Raw genomic sequence first — 21,004 nt, 5'->3', positions numbered from 1 at the left:
TGTAAGGGAATGAAATGAATCAGCGCCACCTTTCCGGCAGCCAGGCAGCGCGGCGGATCGCCTTCGCCACGATCGGCGACGCAAGCGAGGTCAGGTTCTGGTCCGGCACCCCGTTTCACATGTCGAGATCGCTCGCAAATGAAGGTCATGAGGTGGTCCATATCGGTCCCCTGAATGCACCGATCCTGCCTCTTTACAAGACGTATTCCAGACTTTGCCGCGCCTTTCATAGGCCGGGCCTCTCCCCATTCCATGCGGGGCCTGTTGTTGCGCAGTATGCAGCGGACGCAGCACGCAAGATCCGCGCCGTCTCGCCCGATATCGTCTTCGCACCCGCCGGGTCCAACTTCGCCTGGAATGTACCTAAAGGCGTTCCCCTCGTGTATGCGTCCGACGCGACCTTTCGGCTTGTCGAGAATTACCATCCCAACTATCGGAACTTGTCACGCAACGCTCGGGAGATTGCGGAACGCCTGGAACGCAACACAATTGCCCGCGCGGATCTGGTCCTCTACCCCTCGAAATGGGCCGCCGAATCTGCGGTTAGGGACTATGGCGTCGACCGTGCGCGCGTGCATGTCATTCCTTGGGGCGCCAACCTCGAAGAAGCGCCGGATCGTGCCTCGGTGCTTGGCTGCCGCAAGCCGGGTCCGTGCCGGCTCCTGTTCATCGGGGCCAACTGGAAAGAGAAGGGCGCGGACATCGCGGTCGGAACTCTCGCTGAGCTAAGGGGCAGGGGCGTAGAGGCGGAGCTCGTGATCTGCGGATGCACTCCGCCCAAGCCTGTCACCCAGGATGGCCTGACGATCATTCCTTTCCTCGATAAGAACGATCGTGAACAGCGCAATCGACTGGATCAACTCTATCGCGACGCGGATTTCTTTCTCTTGCCGACCCGGGCAGATTGCTACGGCATCGTGTTTTGCGAAGCGGCGGCCCATGGCGTACCGAGCATTGCGCCGGCCACAGGTGGCGTGCCCGGTGCTATCCGCGATGGGGAGACGGGCATCTTGTTGCCGCCGGATGCGACGAAGGAGGACTATGCGACGGTCATCTCCGAGACCTTTGCGTGCCCGGAACGGCTGGCACGCCTGAGACAATCGAGCCGCGACGCTTTCGAAGTCCGGCTGAACTGGCAGGCCTGGAGCCGGCGTGTCTCAGATCTGATACAAACTCTATGATTGTCCTGAACTATCACGAGCTGGTGGAAGCGTCGCCTTCGAATGCGTGGTGCCTGACGCATGAAACATTCGATGCACATCTCGCGCTTTGCGGGGACAGGCTGGTCTCGCCTCAGTATTTTCTGGAGCATTGCCCCAATCCGAAAGGCAGGCACACCGGTTCGGTCCTGCTAACCTTCGACGATGGATGTCTTTCGGACTACACGCATGTCTATGCGCGTTACGTGAAGACCGGTCGGATTCCGGGTTTCATGTCCTTTATCCCAGTGGATTTCGTGGGCTCGCCGGGACGTATGAGCTGGGAGATGATTGAGGAACTTGGCAGGAACGGCGTTGCGATTGGCTCACATGGCATGGCCCACGTCGATTTGACCACTGTCTCGGATGTCGAACTCGGTCGCGAGCTTATGGTGTCGAAGTCGATGCTAGAGGATCGCCTGGGGCAACAGGTTACTCTTTTCGCCTTCCCATACGGGCGCTTTTCCCGACGCGTGTGGGACGCGGCTCTGAAGGCCGGCTACACGCACCTCTTTACAATCCAGCTTGGGCATCATCGGGGGTTCGAACCTTTTCTCTACTCCCGCCTTTGTCTGACAAACAGCATGGATGCGGACTACATGCGCCAGCACTTGCGCGATCCGGATGCGATGCGTGGTGTTGCCTGGAGGGTCAGTACAAGGCTGGGCCTCTATCGCCAACTGATGCGCTGGCGGCATCGATAAACCGGTTAGTGGCTTACATTTGATCGACGAGCCTTCCCAAAGCCGGCCAATGACAAAGACAGTCAATTTGACTCGGTCAGGCTTGCCGGAAGGTGGGACGCGGAATCGTGGTTCTTTGGTGCTGGAAAGGCCTTATTTGAAAAGAGCGTCGTAAGCCGCAATCAATTTCGGCTCTTCATGCTCCCACGACAGCTCGTCGCGCACACGCTTGCGTCCGTACATGCCCATCTCGCGGCGACGATCTGGGTCGTCGATGAGTTCGAGGATCTTGTCACCAAAATCGGCCGTGTCGGGGTTGCGGGCATAGAGAGAAGCAGACTGGGCCGACACCCGCCCTTCGGCCAGATCGAACTGCACAATCGGCTTGCCGAGCGCCATATACTCCATGATCTTGTTCATGGTCGACATGTCATTCATCGCGTTGGGACGATCCGGATTGACGCAGACGTCTGCGGTCGAAAGCACCTTGAACAGCGTCGTGTCGTCGACCCTGCCGGTGAAAGTGACAAATTCCGAAAGTCGCATCCGCGTACATGTCGCTTTGAGTTGCTCCAGGCTTGGCCCTGCGCCCATGATAACGAACTGGACGTCGGTACGTTGACATGTGGACGTGATGTGCCGGACCGCCTCTAGCAGAAGGTCAATGCCTTCCTGCTCCCCGATCACGCCGACATAGGCGACCAGATGCGACCGGCCGTTGCGCCATGTGTTATCGGGGGCGAGCTCACGCACGCGCGCGAGATTTGGCCCCGAGCGGACGATAAACACGCGATCGGGTTCCATCTGGCCGCGCTGGACAGCGACATTGGCGTAAGACCGGTTGGTGGCGATGGAAATGTCAGCCACGCCAAAAGTCAGACGCTCGAGAAAGACAAGCGCCTTCCACATCAGCCCGCGATGTCCAAATTTTGCTTCGAACAGCTCGGGGTTCAGGTCATGATGGTCGAATACGAACTTCTTGCCGAACAGGTACTTGTAGAAGGCCCCGACCAGGAAAATGAGATCTGGCGGATTGCAGGCGTGAATCACATCGAAACCGCGCCCCCAAAACACCTTGAGCGAATAGGCGAACTCCCACCATAGCGCGCTGCTGTATTCGGCAAGATAGCCGAGCTTGCCCTTGGCCTCGATTGGTAGCGGATGGCGGTAAACGTCGATGCCGTCGATCGATTCGAACGGGGTTTCTGCGAACGGGCCACGGGGACAGATCACCGAAACCTCGTGACCCGCCCTGTGCAATGATTGCGCCTCCGCCCAGACCCGGCGATCAAACGGAACGGGGAGATTTTCAACGATGATCAGGATTCTCCGCCGGCGTACGCTGCGCGTGGCCTCAACGACCGATGCCATTGTCATGATCGCTGTCCCAGCGACTTACCAACAAATGCCGCGATAGTCGTCTGCGGTCTGCTTTTCCGGCGAGATGCGTACAAGATCGATGATTACTTTGTCATGACCGTTCAAAACCAATGAGTTCTTCAGAAACTCCTTACGGTTCCCCACGACGAGAACGTCGGCAAAGGCCGCGACGTCGCTCATTTTCTCCCGAAGCAGACAGGCAATGTGCGGCAGGCGACTCGTCAGGTGATCCCTGTTGACCCCCGTGAGCTGAGACAGGCGAACGTTCGAGTCGTAGATCGCGAGCTCATAACCGCGACCAATCAACCGTTCCGCAATCTCGAGCATCGGACTGTAGCGCAGATCGTCCGTGTCCGGCTTGAAGCTCAGCCCGACGAGTCCGATACGCCGTTTTCCGGTCGCAGCAACGAGTCGGAAAGCGCTGCGAATTTGGTTCTCGTTCGCCTGCAGCACGGCGTCGAGCAGGGGCGTGTCAACGTCGACATTTCGTCCTGCATAGCGCAAAGCGCTCACGTCTTTCGGCAAGCAGGACCCGCCAAATGCAAACCCTGGTTTGAGGTATGCCGGCGAGATATTTAGTTTCTTGTCGGCGACCAGGACGTTCATGACTTCGTGGCTGTCGACGCCCATCGCCTTGCAAAGCAATCCCATCTCGTTCGCGAAGCTGATCTTGGTCGCGTGCCAGGCGTTGTTTGCATATTTGACCGCCTCGGCGGCACGAATTGACAGCACCAGAGGCGTTACCGCGAATCGATCGTGAATTTCCATGAGTCGCCGAAGCGTAAGCGGATCATCGTCGACACCAATTACAATGGTTCCAGGATCATCATAGTCGGATATGGCCGTCCCCTCCCGCAGAAACTCGGGCAGATAGGCGACCCCGAAATCTAGACCCGCTTTTTTGCCGGACGACCGCTCCAGAATGGGTATGACTATGTTCTCCATCGTGCCCGGCAACATCGTCGAGCGCATGACAACAGAATGGAAGTTCGTGGTCTTGCGGATGCTTTCTCCAATCTCCTGCGCCACCCGGCTCAGGAAAGATGTTTCCAGCGATCCGTTGTCCTGTGAGGGGGTTCCAACACAGACCAATGAAATGTCCGTCGACGAGACGGCGGCCGCGGAATCTGTGGTTGCCTTCAGGCGGCCGGTGCTGACCCCGGAGCCAATGCTTTCAGCGAGATTTGGCTCCACGATCGGCGACAGTCCACGGTTCAGGACGTTGACCTTGTCCTGATTGACATCGACCGCCACGACGTCATGTCCGTCGCGTGCAAGACAGGCTGCCGATACTGTGCCGACATAGCCGATCCCGAAGACGCAAATCCTGTACTTGCTCGCGCTGTCTACGCGAACCTTTTCTTTCTTGTCCAGAATTGAGCTGTCCCATGCCGGGCGGGACGGACTGTGAACGAGCGCATCCATGTCTAATCTCTTGGCTTTTAATGGGACCAATTTAAATGCCAAAAAACTATATTTAAATATAATGGGAAATCAACCCAAATTTAATGTCGTATTAAATATTTAAAAGGGGGCTTGGGCAAGTGGTAAACCCTGACCGGGGCGGGGTTTTTCGCGGCAGCTCCAATCCGATGGTTGTGCGTCGGCTTCATAGCCACACAACATTTGCTCTCGTCGGCAGGCGGCGTGGAGCAGGATTGTCGCTAGACAAAAGACAGTAGATTTGGGTCGGGCCTCGCCCGCACCACTAGGTGGCCGCTATCGCGCCTCCGCTGTGCCGAGTCGGCGCGCGTGAACGCTTGTTTGGGCATCAGCGTCATCGAATTCGATGTCAACCGCAGCGATGCCGCTACGCGCTTGCTTCTAGGAAGCGCGGCGGCGCTCCGATGTGATAGCCTCGCCCCGGCCTCCTTGTCTGCGCGGTCCAGGTGTGGGGCGCTCCTTACGTCTTGCCCATCTTGCTGATTGGTAGCGGGATTGTGGATCCCGACCGTCCGCGCCAAGCATTTAGTGCGTTTCGCGCCCGCAAACCGGCGAGAGGTCGATCCGTTCCCGTCACCGCGGTGGGTACGCAGCTGGCCGCGGGATGGGGTTTCCGAGGACGAGCCGATCGCCTTCCCAACTAGCCCAGCGCACGTTCTCCCACTGCGCGATGTTGACGCGGCGACCTTTGACCACGTCGAACAGGAATGCCCTGTAACGGAACGAACCACGCACGAAGTATACGTTCTTCAGGCTCACCGAAGAGCCGCCGTCCGCCGGGATACGAAGTCCGAAAGTGCCGCCCTCGAACAATACGTTCTCGAAGACGTGTGAGCCTCGCCAATCATCGGCCGACCAGTAACCCGCGGTCGTGGCTCCGGCCATCTTGAACGTCGAGTTCTTGACCGTGACCGTGCCCGTGGAACCTGGGGCATAGCACTGCAATCCATCCGCATGGTCATTCTCGACCCCCGTAGCCTCGATATAGACCCACGTCAGATTGATATTGCCGCTCTTGCAGCGAACGCCTTCTCGTGACTGAATACGAACCCGCGTGAGACTACAGGAGCCAAGGCACGTGATCGTCGGGTCTCCTGAGTTCTCAATGATCGACAGGTCTGTTCGGGAGGAGTCCGGCGGCAAGGCGATATTGGTCTTGCCGCTCGTGACGTTGGCATAGACGGGGTCGTTGAAGCTCAGCGGGACGTCGGCAGAGCTCGGTACCGGATCAGGCGAGGGATGAGGCGTAGGGCCGGGCGTCGGGGCAGGAGCGGCCACCCCGCGCTCCTCTGCGGTCAGACGATAGCCGTCCGCGGGCATCTCGGAGAGAGGCTCCGGAGCTCCCAAGGCGCGCTTATTGCAAGCGTCCTCCGCCTTATCAGCCAGTGTGTGGCTCGAGAGTATCGCGCTCGAGGAATCTCGGCACATCGACTGTGCAGCCTCAGCCCGCGTCGATGTGACGGTCGGTTGAGCAATAACTGCCCCGGCCGGCAATAGCGCCAGCGTCATCAGGTACCGCATGGGACGCTCCTAAAGCGGAATTTCCGCCGAATCTCTGCACCTCCGTCTAGCCCGGATATCTCGCAGCAGATAGGCGCATCGAAGTGCCAAGACGGCGACGCGTTATCACAAGATAGCCGATGTTCCGGCCGCTATCGAGGCCCTGTTCGTGCGGTTTTTCTGTTGCCGCCAGCAGATTTGGAGTTGCTGGCTGCACAGGTGGATCGGGAGCGAGCCGAAGGCGGCGATCCAGCCGCCCATTGCACCTGCAACCCGTTTCGCCGTTGCCAGGATGCTGGTTCTAATCGGCTAATTTATCAATGAGACTTTGAACATCAGCGTGATGCGCAACAACGGACACAGGCGCGAGATGCCGCGCGCCACATGCGGGATCCAACCGGGAAATTTCACAAGTCGGTTCGGCTTGGGGTACACTGCGCATAGCAGATCATCTCCGCCTTCGTTGAAGAACAACGTCTCGCCCGCCCAGTCCGGGTGCCAATGCAGATGTGGATAATAGAGCAGCGTATAATGCTCGGGCCCGATCGAGTCCTTGTGCACCCCGCCTTCGGCACCGGTCGGATAACCGTTGGCGTAGCAGCGCAGCAGCCGCGACCGGCCGCGCACTTTCTGCCACATCGCCTCAACCAGCGGGTATTGGCTCAGCTCCTGCTCGGCCTGCGTATGTCGATCCAGCCCAGCGGTTGGCACCTCCCAGAACCCGGCGAAGTGCTTGAACCAGTAACGGCTGGCGTCGTTGCCCATATGTGAACGCGCGCCGTAGCCCCAACCGGGAGCCTGCAAGAACTCATACATCTGCTCTTGCTCGACCTTGTTCAGATAGTTGTCTATCACTTCCACATCTGCGGCGCTGTACTGGCGCTGACTCGCGGAGGGTTGGCGTTGGATTGCTGTTGGCGTTGCTGACATTGTTTCATCCGATGACATTAATCGCACCTCGCAGCCCGATGAACCTATAGGTGGGCATCTGTCTTAGGATTGGGGTTGTCCATAGGCCGAAACATGATGAATATGTGGCTGGTAGGTTAGTGCATTTTGGCGTTGCCGTCAGAGAATTTCTGGGACTGGGTCTGTCGGAGGCTGCGTTCGAACACGCGCAGGTCTTTAGTGGGCGACGGTCATTCGTCAGCGTCGACAGCAAATGAGAAGGTGTCCGGGCTATGTCGACCGCTAGCGTCAAACTTGCTGTCATCATCGTCTCATACTGCAATGCCGATGATGTCGATCGTTGCTTGAAGTCACTCGCTCGTTCGGATTGGGATCACTTTGAGGTCTTCATTTGCGAAAATGGCGGGGAAACAGCCTACGGGAGATTACTGGCTGCGCTCGTGGGGTCGGATCGAACGTTGCAACGAATTTCCGATGCGTCGGACACTCTTGACCAGCCACAGAAACGACTGGTCTCAGTGGCGAAATGCCGATTTCAGAATCGCGCGAATGTCGTCCGAGTTGGGCTCGCGACCGAAAATCTCGGTTACGGAGGCGGCGTCAACGCGTGGCTAGAGCCACTACTCGGCGTCCCCGACTGGGGTTCAGTGCTTGTCCTTAATCCCGATACCGAAGTGGATAGCCGTAGCCTGTCGGAATTAATTGCCAAGTCTGCCGAGGGATTCGGCATGGTTGGCGGAAGCCTGGTTTTCGACAACAGCCCCGACAAGGTCATCAACTACGGATTGCATTGGTCCCGTGTGACGGGCCGCGTCGTCGCCGTAGGAAGGAATGCGCCAGCGGGTAGCGCACCATCGGCCGAGGACCTTGGCAGGATCGATGCCGTAAGCGGCGCGTGTGTTCTGGTAACGCGAGCGTTCGTCGAAGACGTCGGTCTCATGGCCGAGGACTATTTCCTCTATATGGAAGACCTCGATTGGGGACGCCGGCGGGGAAAGCACCGCATTGGCTTCGCGAGCAAAGCTGTCGTTCGCCACATTGGGGGAACGACCATCGGATCTGCCGTTGCCCTCGAGAAGCGCTCGCATCTCTCGATCTATCTGTCTGCTCGCAACAGCATTCTCTATGCTCGGCGCTTTGCGGGATGGCGCTGGATCTGCCATTTCGGAGTCGGGCTGTTGTTTGCAGCGCGATATATGCTCAAAGGCTCCTTGTCGGCCGGAAGAGTTGCTTTCGTGGGCTTGCTGGACGGCGCAAAGGGCAAGACGGGGCGGCCGGACGCCGCGCCTGGGCCGCAACAGCTTGGTTGATCGGCGCGCCGATCCCAATCAGATCCAAGCACACGCCATTGGTTTGAGGTTACCCGGATGGCGGAGGGAGCGACGGCATGTCAACTGTCCCCTCCAATACCGCCCCAACGGCAATCGATCCGAAAATCGACACGAGTATGTTCTTGATTTTGGCGGGCGAAATGCTCGTTTCAATATCTGTATTTTCCAACCGGTGGGCGTATTCAGCGCAGGTATCTGATGGCAGATCCATCGATCCTCCACGGTTCGATTATTTAATCGTTTTTGTCCCCAAGATAATATTGACGGGGCAGGCTGATTCGGGGGCTCCCAGTATTCCCCAGCATATGTTGAGGCTCGCCGTTACAGCACTATGAAACGAGTGCCGCGCGAAAAACAAACCGTTCTTGCAGCTATCGGGTCCTATTAAACGCCGTGATCTTATTAAATGCCTTGATGCGAAATTTACTCTGCACCAGAACTGCCAGAAAGCCGGCGTTTTTTCGCAATCCAATTAACTGCGCCGAAATTGTCGCTCCTTATCTTGAGGCCATGGTTGCGGTGCTCAGAACACCGGATTTATTCTTCTTGTGGTTTTTCGAGCACACTGAGACTTTGACCAGGGTAGCTAAGAAATCACCTTGGGTGGGCCGTCATGTCGTCCCAAAAAAGCCTCTGCCAACGACCAAGACGCATACCCGGGCGCTGCTAGCAGAGCTGCACTTGGGGTATCGTCGCTCGGGACAAAATTGGGCGCGTGCCTGGGACAAACTAGATAGGCACTATTAGGAGAGAACTAGATGGTATCCATTCCGCTGAGCTGGAATGACCCGATGTTTAACAGCGTCACTAATATCAATGGCGCTTCGGTTGCACAGGGCGGGACGCTTTCGAATAAGAGTATCAGCGACATGTCCAGCGGCGATGCGTCGGTCGGAGGCACGGGCTCGTTCAACCTCGACACCGTCCGCATTGATTCAAGGGAAGGCGTGCGCGTTGGGACCGGCGGCGACTTCAACATCAATAACTCGTATATCGAAACAACCGGACTGGCGGGCGATCACGCCGATGGTATTCAGGCCTATGCCCCCGGGGCCAGCGGGAATATCACCGTCACAAATTCATCTATTGTGTCCCACAACAACTCAAATGCGACCGCTGGAATTTGGATTGCGGATAATTATGGCGGGTCGCTCACGCTGGACAATGTGATGTTCGAGGGCGGTCCGTATGGACTGCGTATTGCCGCCGATGATCAAGATATCACGGTAGCTCTCAAGGACGTGTATTTTGTGGGACCCTTTGGTGGTGGCCCGCTACTCTTTCAGCAAGTGAATGCGAAAATACACATCACTCAGTGGGAAAACGTACGCACCGCGACGATCGTGAATGGTCAACTCGTTCCGGGCGATCTCATCCCGGCGCCTTTGCCGGTGGAAGGCGGCGGCGCTCCGAGCACGCCTCCGAGCAACCCTCTGGACGCGCCGGTGATCGCTTCATACTCGAACGACACAGGAAAAGTCGGCGACGGTATTACCAGCGACAACACGCTTCAGTTGAAGGGGACCGCTGCGGCAAATAGCACCATCAAGATCTTCGACGGCACGAAGCAGATCGGTACGACCACTGCGAATGCGAGCGGGGGTTGGGAGTATATTACGTCGGTGCTGACCAACGCCCAGCACGTGCTGAAGGCAACGGCCACCAACACGAGCGGCCAGACCAGCGCCGCTTCTGCCGCGCTTACGGTGACGGTCGACAATATTGCTCCGACTGCCCCGGCCGTGAAGAGCGATTCGGTCGTCGACACGAACAAGGTGCTGTTGTCCGGCACCGCCGAGGCGGGCAGCACGATCAAGGTCTATGAGGGGACGAACCTGGTCGGTACCGGGACGACGGCCGCGAATGGTACCTGGAGCATCACCACTAGCGCCATGTCGACCGGATCTCATACGCTGACGACCACGGCGACGGACGTTGCCGGCAATGTCAGTGCTGCCTCGCAGGTGGTCGATCCGGTGATCGGTGGCCCGACGACGACGCCGCCGACGCAGCCTTCCGCGACGCCGAAGATCGTCTCCTTCTCGAACGACAGCGGCAAGGCCGGAGACAACATCACCAACGACAACACGCTGACGCTCAAGGGCACCGCCCAGGCCAATGCCACGGTCAAGGTGTTCGATGGCAACACTCAGGTCGGATCCATCAAGGCCGACGCCAGCGGCAACTGGAGCCTGACGACTGCGGCGCTGAAGGACGGTGCTCACAGCTTGACCGCCACCGGCACCGATTCGTCCGGGAAAGCCAGCGCGACGTCTACAGCGCTCGCCGTCACCATCGATACCACGGCGCCGACCGCGCCGGCGTTGAAGGCGAACTCTGTTGTCGATACCAACCACGTGCAGTTGTCTGGAACGGCCGAGGCTGGCAGCACTGTCAAGGTCTATGACGGGTCGAATGTCGTCGGTACCGCCACGGCGGGGACGAACGGGAGCTGGAGCGTCACCACCAGCGCTCTGTCGAACGGCACTCACGACCTCACCGCGAAGGCAACGGACGTTGCGGGCAATGTCAGCGCCGCGTCGCAGCCCTTCCATTCGGTGATCGGTGGTGGATCGACCACACCGTCTGGATTGACTGGCCTTGTCCAGGTCGACAACCATTATTTCCTCGGAGCTACCGGCCCCGAGCTGAAATATAGCGGCGCCGCTGTGACAGCCGGCCAATTCGATGACTGGATTCCAATCAGCTCAGTCAAGCTGGATGGCGGCGGCTACGATGTTGCGTGGAAAGACTCAAGCGGGCAGTTCACCTTCTGGACTACGGATAGTCAGGGCAACTTCAAGTTCTACCCGACCCACGGCGTTGCTCTTGCTGCCAACAGCACAACGGTCCAATCGTATGAGACTATTTTCCATCAGGATCTCAACGGGGATCACACCATCGGTGTTCCGGGCACAACCCCGACAACGCCAACGACCCCGACAACCCCAACCACTCCAGCTTCAGCGGTGAATTTCAGTTCGCTCACCACGAGCTCGAGCAATGTAGTTACGATGAAAGGCACTGCTGATGCATTCAGCCAAGTCAAGATGTACGACGGCAAGGCGTATATCGGGACGACGAGTGCCGGTGCCGACGGTAACTGGAGCTTCACGAGCACGTCTGCCGTATCCAACACCGTGCACTCGTTCAAAGCGGTAGGGGTCGACAGTGCCGGTCACACAACGGCCAGTTCGGGTAGCGCGATCCTTGGCTCGACAGGCAGCAATACGCTGACGAGCACATCGGGCAACGACTTGTTCGTCGGCAAGGGTCATCCAGACACGTTCGTATTCGCTGCGAATTTCGGTAAGGATGTCATCAAGGACTTCGCTGCTTCCGGGCCCTCGCACGATACGATCCAGTTCAGCAAGAGTGCGTTCAGTGACTTTGCCAGCGTTCTCAACCACGCTTCGCAGGTCGGGCAGGACGTGGTCATTGCGAACGGAGCTGACTCGCTCACGCTGAAGAACACCAAGCTTGGTGCACTGCAGAGCCACGACTTCCATTTCGCGTAAGCGAAGGGGCGCAATAAGTCGAAGAACATTCAGCGCCGTGGAGATTAATCTCCACGGCGCATGTTAGGGGACACGTGCCATGACTAATCTTGGACGGCGGGGAGATGTCTCCCCGTCGGTAAATATTGAGGAGATGGAAGTATCGCGATGGGCGATATTTATCGCCGCCTTAGGACTTCTGGCAGAGCGGGCGCGATCATCGTCGCGAGAGCTCACCAGGTTGGGCGAGCGTTCGGTCGAGATCGTGCGAGCGCGGCTGTTTGCCCGCCCGCCGCGTCCTGCCGACTTCTACGATGAGCCGCAATCCGAGATATCGGCATTCCTGAGTTCGTGCCGTCGGATATTCTGGAGCCTTGCCGCCTTCAGCGGCCTGAGCAACCTGCTGATGCTCACCGGCTCGTTCTTCATGCTTCAGGTTTATGACCGGGTGCTGCCCGGTCGCAGCATCCCGACGCTGGTCGCGTTGTTGGTGCTGGCGATGGTGCTTTATCTGTTCCAGAGCGGCCTCGACCTGGTCCGAAGCCGGATCAGTGTTCGGATCGGGCGTTACCTCGATGAAAGGCTCGGCCTTCGTGTGTTCGATGCAGTCGTGCGCCTGCCGCTCAAGACGCGCGGTGATGGCGACGGCCTGCAGCCATTGCGCGATCTCGATCAGGTCCGCAGCTTCTTGTCCGGAGGCGGGCCGACCGCGCTCTTCGATCTGCCCTGGATGCCGATCTATCTTGGCATCTGCTTCCTGTTCCATTTCTGGATCGGCGTGACCGCGCTGTTGGGCGCGCTGGTGCTGGTCGGAGTCACAGTCCTGACAGAGACCCGAACGCGCGGTCCGGCGAGGGCCTTCTCGCGTCTCGGGGTTGCGCGCAACGCACTTGCCGCCGAGGGGCGGCGAAACGCCGAGGTCCTGCAGGCGATGGGGATGAGGCGGCAGGCGGCGCTGCGCTGGCAGGATGTCAACAGCAAATATCTCTCGGCGCATGAGCAGGCGAGCGACGTTGCGAGCGGGCTCGGCGGGCTCTCGAAGTTCTTTCGCTCGTTCCTGCAGTCGCTTGTTCTTGCGGTCGGTGCGGTTCTCGTCATCAACCAGGAATCGACCGCCGGCATCATCATCGCCGGCTCGATCCTGACGGCGAGGGCGCTTGCGCCCGTGGAGGTGGCGATCGCGAACTGGAAGGGATTCGTTGGCGCCCGACAGTCGGCGCATCGGCTGGATCGCTTGCTGAAGCTTCTCCCCGACGAAGTTTCGCCGCTTGGACTGCCTGCGCCCAAAGAGGCGCTCGTCGTGGAGCAGCTCTATGTCGCGCCCCCGGATTCAGAGAAGCTGATCCTCTCAGATGTCTCGTTTCAGTTGAAAGGCGGCGAGGGCGTGGGAATTATCGGCCCCAGTGGGTCCGGTAAGTCGACGCTGGTTCGGGCCCTGGTCGGCGTCTGGCCGCGGCTGCGCGGCAAGATCAAGCTCGACAACGCTGCGCTGGAGCAATGGTCGCCCGATGCGCTGGGCGAGCACATCGGCTATCTGCCGCAAGACGTCGAGCTGTTTGAGGGCAGCATTGCCGTCAACATCGCGCGGTTCGACCTTCAGGCCACATCCCAGGGGGTGCTGGATGCCGCACAGGCAGCCGGCGCGCATGATCTCATCCTCTCGCTCCCGGATGGCTATGCCACCAAGGTCGGCGAGGGCGGAATGGCCCTATCCGCCGGTCAGCGGCAACGCATCGGGCTCGCCCGGGCACTCTACGGCAATCCCTTCCTGGTGGTGCTTGATGAGCCGACATCGAACGTCGATTCCGAAGGCGAAGAGGCGCTCACGGAAGCGATCCTGAATGTTCGCCGCCGTGGTGGCATCGTGGCGGTGGTTGCGCACCGGCCGAAGGCGCTCGAAGCGGTCGACCATGTCCTGGTGATCGGCGAAGGAAGGCTTCAGTCGTTTGGGCCGAAAGAGGAGGTGCTCAACAAGGTGCTGCGACCAGCAGCTCCGCTCCGGGTTGTGGCAGACGGGCAGGGAGGCGGACGATGGATCGCCAAGTAGTCCAAGTCGTAACGCCGGCGCTGCACTCCATCCAGCGCTACATCATCGTCGGCATGTTCATGGTCGGCTTCGTCACCTTCGGTATTGGCGGCTGGGCTGCGACGTCGCAATTGTCGGGCGCCGTGATCGGCCAGGGCGTCGTCGTGGTGGATTCAAGCGTGAAGAAGGTCCAGCACGCCACCGGCGGCATTGTCGGCGAACTGCGTGTCCGCGACGGTGACCGCGTGAAAGCCGGAGATATTCTGATCCGCCTCGACGAGACCCAGACGCTTGCGAATGCAACGATCGTCACCAAGAGTTTCGACGAATTGCTCGCTCGCCAGGCGCGCCTTGAGACGGAGCGCGACGGCGCCGATCAGATCGTATTTCCGCCGACGCTGCTTGAACGGGCGAGAGACAGCAAACTGGAGGCGGGGCGCGCGATCTCGGCGGAGCGCACCTTGTTTGATCTGCGCCGACAGTCCCGGAGCGGCCAAAAGGCGCAGCTCAAGGAGCGCAAGGCACAGCTTCAGGATGAGATCAAAGGTTATGCCGGTCAGGCCGAGGCGAAGCAGAAGGAGGTCGACTATATCCGCCAGGAACTCGAGGGCGTCAGGACGCTGTTCCAAAAGAACTTGGTGCCGATCACGCGCCTGACCGCACTCGAGCGCGACAGCGCGCGGCTGGAAGGCGAGCGTAGCCAGTTGAGCGGCATGATGGCGCAGGCAAAGGGAAAGATCGCCGAAATCGAGCTTCAGATTATCCAGATCGATCAGGACCTGCGAACCGAGGTTGGCAAGGATCTCATCGAAACGCGCTCCAAGCTTTCTGAACTCACCGAGCGGAAGACCGCGGCGGTGGATCAGCTCAACCGCATCGATATTCGCGCGCCGCAGTCCGGCCGCGTTCATCAGCTTTCGGTTCACACCGTGGGAGGTGTGATCGCGCCCGGTGAGCAGATCATGCTCATCGTGCCCGATGCGGACGCCCTCGCGGTCGAAGTCAAGATCGCACCGCGCGATATCGATCAGGTGTATGCTGGCCAGACCGCGACCATGCAATTTGCGGCGTTCAATCAGAAGACGACGCCAGAAGTCGACGGTGAGGTTAGTATGGTGTCGGCGGACCTGACGCAGGACCAGCGGACCGGCGGGAGCTATTACACGGCGCGCATCCTGCTCAAGGCGGATGAGCTTGCAAGGCTCGGATCGGCCAAGGTGGTGCCCGGCATGCCGGTCGATGTCTTCATCAAGACGCCGGCGCGAACCGCACTGTCGTACCTCGTCAAGCCGTTGCGGGATCAGGCCGGGCGCGCATTCAAGGAACGCTGAGATTAGCGAACTGGCGGCGTGGTCGGTCATCGATCATAGCGCGGGTAACCCGCCCGCTCGCGAAGACTCCGCCATCGATATTGATGCCTTTTGGCCGGCCGGACCGCGCTGGTCCGGCCGGCCGATGTTGTGGCCAGAGATCGGGCTCATTGCGCGTCGCTCGGAACTAGCCGAATCAATTCCGCAACGCCCATGCCAAGTAGGCACTTCATGGAGGGCGACGGTGCATCGCGATTTTATGTATATTAATTTTATAATATAAACTTGAATATACCTTCAAAATATTTATTATTTTAATTGCGAGAGTGGTGATTTTGAGGACTGTTCGGCTCAATGATTGCTTGGTTGAGGGGTGAGGTTGTGTGGGACGGACGGGCCCTTTTGGTCCCCGCAGCCGTGCCATCCGGTCAGGCCATTTGCAGAATACCTCGTGAGACGGTTCACGTGCTGCGATTGTACTCTGACGCGATTGGTCGTGAGATAGACCTTGAACGACAGAACATAGTGGAGAAGCTTGCTCCATTCCTCATTACGAAGCTGGCCCGAGCCAACCACGGCGAAGTCGTTGAGTTGTTCCCTTGGGAGGTCGACGACTAAAAGGCGATGCCGATCCGTCCGACCTGAGGGATCTCCAAAAAACAGTCATGAATTGTGTTTCGACGGATCCGCACGACCCAGTCTCGTGGTGGGACTTTGAAGCTCACCCCACGGAAGTCGTTCGGCGTTGCAAGACGAGTTCTCCGCCACATTGATGACAGGCGAAACGGTTCTGGTCAGACGAAGTTCGCGAAGAAATCTGGACCAGAGATAATCTAGCACGGTCCAGAATACCGGTTGCTGCGTATACAGCTCGCCGCGAAAGACGACGAACGAGCGTTGCGCTCCTGCGGTAAGATGCCGAATGAGATTCGCGTTCGATCCATCGGGGGTCAGCTTTGCGACGTGCATTTCGCATGATGCTGTAGTGGCGCGGATGACCAGCGTTCCGGTCTCGTAGGTCGTGACCACATTGAAGTGCTTGCGTTCAAGAAATTCAACAAGGTCTTCCTTTAGATGACCTTGATAGTCAGGCGGGAGCACGATCTTCCATGCGATGGCCAGCGCGAGCGCGGCGGCAAGCGCTCCCTTAAATACGCTGGAAAAATTCACGCCTCACCCCTAGCAGGCAGCAACCGAGGATCAAGCCCAGCATGAGGATATTGCTAACAGCAGCTCCCAAATCGCTATGGAATGTTTCGTAGTGCCATTGGCTTAAGCCCATCAAACTCATCCGCGTAACATTCACCGCGATCACCGACGCGCAAGCCAGTAAGCACCAGAACACATCGTGGGTAGATCTCTTATGGTCGACCAATCGGCTCACGGTAACCCAGCAGAGAAATGCAAGCGACATGTTTGCAAGCGAAGAACAACTTGGCAGGATGACCAAAACTCCCGAACCGTCGGCGAACTCAACGATGTCTCCGGTCCGGGGAGTGTGCAATAACCAGCCGACAAGCGAGGCATCCATCCGCAATATGAAGTCGGCAAAGAACTGAAACAACAGCCGGCTCCAGAGCACAGGCACGGTGGTTGCCACCAATATGAAAGCACCACGCCGAGATGACGGATTTTCGGTGAAGATGATGACGTAGAAGCCTAACGCCGTTACTGCGAGCCAGCTCAAAGCGCCGATTGGCAGAATGACCAGAAATGCAAATGCTGCGCCTATGGCGAGCTCGAAAGAACGAATCCCAATCGTTCGATCTTGAAGAACGAGGTATACCCCCGCGGCACACGATACCCAAACAAGTACGCTCACCTCGAAGGTTTCAAAGAAGGCCTCCACCCACCCAAGCTTGTTTATCGATTGGATGACGCGTGCCGCGAGCCCACTTAAGCAGCCAAGGGCAAAGAGTCCCGCGAAGAACTCGCCGCGCGACTGATCGCTCGCCACTTTCGATAGGTTTCGGGTCAAGATTAATTCATTTAAAGTAGTCATTGCGATTTAATAGCTCGATTTATTTACTTTATCCACCGTTTTTGCGATGACAGAGGTTTTTATGGTCAGGCTCTGGTCTGAATCGTTGATGGGGCCGCCCCGAGCGGTGGACGGGCGCGCCGGGAGCGGATTCCATATAAGGAGCCCGCTCACCCAATGTCGCGGCCGTGGCGGGCCCGCTCACCAAATCGAGTTGCTATACACTTCTTGCGTTCCATACAGTGCAACCCGATCGGTTCGGAGTAATATACTCGAAGAAGCCAGTACCGGGATCTGGCGGTTCACATTGCTGCGTAGTTGCGCAGAGTCTATTGTCTAGCCGTTTTTCATTTCTCTATGGAAGCGCTGTAAGACAAAGTGGCGGTAGACCTTACGCCCCTGAATGTAGATCTGGTGCATAGGCATGGAACACCACCCTTCCATTGAGACTACGGGGTCTGAACGTAACCCATAATACGTGGCGCCGAAGAGATTATAGTGACCGGCTCCGTTATATATGTTGTATTGCAATGACAACTCAGTCTCATTTGCAACCACGCGGTGACTGTTCGTGCTCATGAGGGGTTCAATAGCCAACGTATAGGCTATAGGGCCTGTTGTTTTCCAGACGCCCCTGCCTCCGACGCCGTGTACCCACGATCGGTAATTTTGAATGTTTTTCAGGACCTGTTCAATTACACCCCTCAGAAACGGATGGCCGGGCACGGTTATGATATGCCACTGCTGCACTTCTCGTTTTCGGTCAAAGCCAAACTCTTTTTGCATGCCCCAACCAGCGAACGGCTCACCAGGTTCATTACGCCAATGCGCTAGAATGAACTTGTCGTCCGGTCGAATAACGCTGTCGAGGGGCTTGAGGGTTGTGCTTTTGATATCAAGATAGACCCCTCCATGCTTGTACATGAGGAGATAGCGGAAAAGGTCCGCTCGCGCTGCTCCGTACTGCGGATTGATCCTACGGAACAGATTACTAATTTCTGCGCCATAAGAGTTGACGATAAAAGTATCGACCGCTCGATCGTCGTACAGTCGATATTCCCAACCCGGGTTCATGGCTTTGATGGCTTGGATATTGTCTGCCAAGACGTCAGATAGCCGATTTTTCGAGGGACATGTTTGATGGATAATCCGGGGAATTTGAGGTCCCATATCAAAGGTCGGAATTTCGATTGGAGCATTCATGCTGATCTCCATACGTCGTACTTCGAAGGGCGGTTGGTGTGCGGTGGTACGACGGTGCAAAACGTCGCCTTTGTAGAACTCTCCTACCTAGGCGGATACGACGGCGGGCGCAGCGAGGCGCCAAGGTCGTGGAGGTAACCGCGAGGGGGTCGGCGGGACCGGGGGCCTGCGCAAGGGCAGTATCGTGCCGCGAGCCGATGACCATCCGATCCAGCCAACCTTGTGATCTTAGCCTGAGCTTTGGAGAGTAGCGACTTCAGTAACGTGTTGTATCTATGGATATTTATAAAATGCGCTTGCAGGCGTGCTACGCCATTATCGTCTGCTATCGCGAGGCTCTAGTCAATTAAAAGGTTGATCTACGATCGTTAATAAGGTCTATTTAATGTGGAGATTAGAAATATTAGATAATATAATATAGGTCCATGCCGCTCGAAGTCTTCAGGGATCTGGTTGGGCGCCCGGTTAAGGAGCGTTAACCGGAGCTCAGGTTTGAGGTTTTAAAGCGGTTGATTAAATCCCGCTGGCGTCATAGGGACGTCGCACCGTATACTTGCGGCCTCCGGCGGCCGCGGGTGATCGAGAACGCGGGCTAAGCAGCAGGCCTCGCGCGGCGGTTCCCGTTGCGTCCTCGTTCGACGCATGATGGTGATACAATGAAGCCCGCCCGGGATTCGGCTGAACTAGGGGGCTTTGGATGTCGCCAGACTTCAATTCCGGAATGTCCGAACAGCGCGTCGACGAATGGCTCGGGCTCGTCAGGCGTTTTCTGCAGATTCTCGCAGCGCGCAAGAAACGTCAGTTCTCCCGAAGGGTGTCGATCGGCGATCTCCTCACAGAGCGAGGGGATAACGCGGCCGCGTACGGCTTCGGCGAGGGCACCACGATGTACGACAACGTACTCGTGCTCGGAGACGTCCGGGTCGGCCGGCATACATGGATCGGACCCGGCTGCATTCTGGACGGTTCGGGCGGAGGCTTGCAGATCGGCGATTGGTGCTCGATATCCGCCGGCGTTCAAATCTATACACATCATACCGTCAATCGCTCTATCTCGCTCGGCGAGAAGCCGGTCGACTACGCTCCGACCAAGATCGGAAACGGCGTCTATATCGGTCCGAATTCCATCGTTCAGATGGGCGTGACCCTTGGCGACAAAGCCATCATTGGTGCGAACTCCTTCGTCAATCGGGATGTGCCGGCGGGCGCCAAAGTATTCGGATGCCCGGCCCGCGTGCGAGAGGCCGCGGAATCACCGGCTGGGGGCGTCGGCTGTGATCACGGCGCCAAGCCTTCTCGTGCTTCTGCCGGCTCTGCTGATTAGATCTGCCGACGGCGTAGCGCTTGCTCGAAATAGAGCGCCGCGCGGCCCAAGAACATGCCCACGCTGCCGCCCGCCATCTTTTCAAAGGCGTCCACCAGTCGCGCGTGCCGATCTATGGTCACGAGTTGCATGAGTTCAAAGAGTGCGGCGCTGCCAATGACGACGAACCACACAAACATGACGTGGCGCGGATAGGCCAAGTGGAAGAGGAAGCCGACGGTCGCAAATGCGGCAATATGTTCCAGGCTGGTTGAGGCCGGGAGCGTTGGCCTCGCGCCGATTGGCGACACCGAGGCATAGGCAAGAAAGCACAGGAGTGCCCAAGCGACGACCGCGACGAGTTTCTGAGGCATGGGGGCACTGGTTCTTAGAGGAAATCCCGGAGGCGAGCGATTTCGATGATCTGTTCGGCGGGCAATACGGCCGTCACAAGCCGCGTTTGCGGTTCAGTACGTATCTCGTAGAGATGGCGTTGGTGTGCAGGCTTGGCCAGGAATGCCCGGATACACGCGTCCAAAGAGCCTGCAGATGCTGCGCTGGGGCACTGTCCTCTCCTGCGGTGCTTTAGCTGCGCTGCACTATCTCCCTGGTCGGAACCTCCTTAAATTTCATGGCCGCGCACGCCCGCAGAGGTGGCCGCTGGCCTCAAGTAAATTAAATATATTTAAATCGGAAGCGATTTAAAAGGAAATAATTGGGTGTGAGGCAGGCCGCCGGTGCGGGCCTGCAATCGAAGTTGTGCCGCAGGCAAGCGGTCAGCATGCTTTGTGACGATGCTTACCGCACGGTGACGGTTGAGCGCGTCAATGTTTGACATAGCGCGCACCACCGCTCGACCTGCTGCAGGCCGCGCAGCAGCTCGAACGGCGGAGCGATCGTGTGTCCGTTCCGGTGGTAGCGGATGCAAGGGCGCAATCGGACAGTTAGAGCGCCGCCTGGCTCGGCCTGTGCACCGGGAGTCGATCCTAGGATCGAAGGAGATGGCCGGGTCAAGCGTGCGTGAGCGTCGGCGGGCGAGCGTCTCGCTCGGGTAGAGAGATCAAAGAAGGCTGTGGAGCTTTGTTAACGGAGCCATCACATAGCAGTGTTCAGTGAGCGTCATCCGGCGACCACGCACTGAGGGCTGATCTGGTCGGCTAGGAAGATCTCGTGGATTGTTTCGTCACGAGGTCACCATGTCAAAAGATAGTTGTAAGGATGGCGATAAGGATAGGCATG

The 21,004-nt window shown here is 58.1% G+C and carries 16 protein-coding genes; 8 read left to right on the top strand and 8 right to left on the bottom strand.

Features of this window, described 5'->3' with window-relative positions; translation table 11 throughout:
- Positions 1 to 14 precede the first annotated feature (14 nt).
- Positions 15 to 1,181, top strand: a complete 1,167-nt coding sequence (locus tag ACZYOF_RS02855; RefSeq protein WP_463714741.1) for a glycosyltransferase family 4 protein — start codon at positions 15 to 17, stop codon at positions 1,179 to 1,181.
- A complete protein-coding gene (locus ACZYOF_RS02850) occupies positions 1,178 to 1,903 on the top strand; it encodes a polysaccharide deacetylase family protein (RefSeq protein ID WP_463714740.1) in 726 nt (241 codons plus the stop codon). The genes ACZYOF_RS02855 and ACZYOF_RS02850 overlap by 4 nt, the downstream gene beginning before the upstream one ends.
- A 132-nt stretch (positions 1,904 to 2,035) precedes the next feature.
- Here ACZYOF_RS02850 and ACZYOF_RS02845 read toward each other — a convergent pair whose 3' ends face one another.
- From ACZYOF_RS02845 to ACZYOF_RS02830, 4 genes are all read right to left on the bottom strand, one after another.
- Positions 2,036 to 3,253, bottom strand: coding sequence for a glycosyltransferase family 4 protein (locus ACZYOF_RS02845; RefSeq protein WP_130576775.1), 1,218 nt, complete (start codon positions 3,251 to 3,253; stop codon positions 2,036 to 2,038).
- Positions 3,254 to 3,277: 24 nt separating this feature from the next.
- Positions 3,278 to 4,687 carry a nucleotide sugar dehydrogenase gene (locus tag ACZYOF_RS02840; RefSeq protein ID WP_130576721.1) on the bottom strand — a complete coding sequence of 470 codons (1,410 nt, stop codon included), beginning with the start codon at positions 4,685 to 4,687 and terminating at the stop codon, positions 3,278 to 3,280.
- A gap of 591 nt (positions 4,688 to 5,278) precedes the next feature.
- Entirely contained in the window at positions 5,279 to 6,226 is a 948-nt protein-coding gene (locus ACZYOF_RS02835) for a hypothetical protein (protein ID WP_130576720.1), read from the bottom strand.
- Positions 6,227 to 6,514: 288 nt separating this feature from the next.
- A complete protein-coding gene (locus ACZYOF_RS02830) occupies positions 6,515 to 7,135 on the bottom strand; it encodes a hypothetical protein (RefSeq protein ID WP_463714739.1) in 621 nt (206 codons plus the stop codon).
- A 251-nt stretch (positions 7,136 to 7,386) separates the two neighbouring features.
- Here ACZYOF_RS02830 and ACZYOF_RS02825 point away from each other — a divergent pair, with 251 nt between their 5' ends.
- The 5 genes from ACZYOF_RS02825 (at position 7,387) to ACZYOF_RS02805 (ending at position 15,299) form a co-directional block, all read left to right on the top strand.
- Positions 7,387 to 8,424: a glycosyltransferase family protein gene (locus ACZYOF_RS02825; RefSeq protein ID WP_130576716.1), complete on the top strand. Its 1,038-nt coding sequence runs from the start codon at positions 7,387 to 7,389 to the stop codon at positions 8,422 to 8,424.
- A 77-nt stretch (positions 8,425 to 8,501) separates the two neighbouring features.
- Positions 8,502 to 8,780: a hypothetical protein gene (locus ACZYOF_RS02820; protein WP_463714738.1), complete on the top strand. Its 279-nt coding sequence runs from the start codon at positions 8,502 to 8,504 to the stop codon at positions 8,778 to 8,780.
- A gap of 423 nt (positions 8,781 to 9,203) precedes the next feature.
- On the top strand, positions 9,204 to 11,963 hold the full coding sequence (locus ACZYOF_RS02815; RefSeq protein ID WP_463714737.1) for an Ig-like domain-containing protein: 2,760 nt from the start codon (positions 9,204 to 9,206) through the stop codon (positions 11,961 to 11,963).
- A gap of 220 nt (positions 11,964 to 12,183) precedes the next feature.
- Complete coding sequence (locus ACZYOF_RS02810) at positions 12,184 to 13,989, top strand: type I secretion system permease/ATPase (protein WP_463714736.1); 1,806 nt, start codon at positions 12,184 to 12,186, stop codon at positions 13,987 to 13,989.
- Positions 13,974 to 15,299: an HlyD family type I secretion periplasmic adaptor subunit gene (locus tag ACZYOF_RS02805; protein WP_282526401.1), complete on the top strand. Its 1,326-nt coding sequence runs from the start codon at positions 13,974 to 13,976 to the stop codon at positions 15,297 to 15,299. The genes ACZYOF_RS02810 and ACZYOF_RS02805 overlap by 16 nt, the downstream gene beginning before the upstream one ends.
- A gap of 642 nt (positions 15,300 to 15,941) precedes the next feature.
- On the opposite strand, the gene ACZYOF_RS02800 is transcribed toward ACZYOF_RS02805, so the two are convergent.
- The 3 genes from ACZYOF_RS02800 to ACZYOF_RS02790 form a co-directional block, all read right to left on the bottom strand.
- Positions 15,942 to 16,448 (bottom strand): hypothetical protein, encoded by a 507-nt coding sequence (locus tag ACZYOF_RS02800; protein ID WP_282526402.1) that lies wholly within the window; start codon positions 16,446 to 16,448, stop codon positions 15,942 to 15,944.
- Positions 16,426 to 17,235: a hypothetical protein gene (locus ACZYOF_RS02795; RefSeq protein ID WP_463714735.1), complete on the bottom strand. Its 810-nt coding sequence runs from the start codon at positions 17,233 to 17,235 to the stop codon at positions 16,426 to 16,428. The genes ACZYOF_RS02800 and ACZYOF_RS02795 overlap by 23 nt, the downstream gene beginning before the upstream one ends.
- Before the next feature lie 360 nt (positions 17,236 to 17,595).
- Positions 17,596 to 18,462, bottom strand: coding sequence for a glycosyltransferase family 32 protein (locus ACZYOF_RS02790; protein WP_463714734.1), 867 nt, complete (start codon positions 18,460 to 18,462; stop codon positions 17,596 to 17,598).
- A 721-nt stretch (positions 18,463 to 19,183) separates the two neighbouring features.
- On the opposite strand from ACZYOF_RS02790, the gene ACZYOF_RS02785 reads away from it, so the two are divergent.
- The gene (locus ACZYOF_RS02785; RefSeq protein WP_463714733.1) at positions 19,184 to 19,786 is read left to right on the top strand and encodes an acyltransferase; all 603 of its coding nucleotides are present in this window, start codon (positions 19,184 to 19,186) and stop codon (positions 19,784 to 19,786) included.
- Here ACZYOF_RS02785 and ACZYOF_RS02780 read toward each other — a convergent pair.
- Positions 19,783 to 20,139 (bottom strand): VanZ family protein, encoded by a 357-nt coding sequence (locus tag ACZYOF_RS02780; RefSeq protein ID WP_130576700.1) that lies wholly within the window; start codon positions 20,137 to 20,139, stop codon positions 19,783 to 19,785. The genes ACZYOF_RS02785 and ACZYOF_RS02780 overlap by 4 nt on opposite strands.
- Positions 20,140 to 21,004 lie beyond the last annotated feature (865 nt).

Source organism: Bradyrhizobium sp. LeoA1Lang (genome assembly GCF_055413685.1).
Note: the sequence above shows the minus strand (reverse complement) of the source record. Positions and strands in the feature narration are given on the sequence as shown.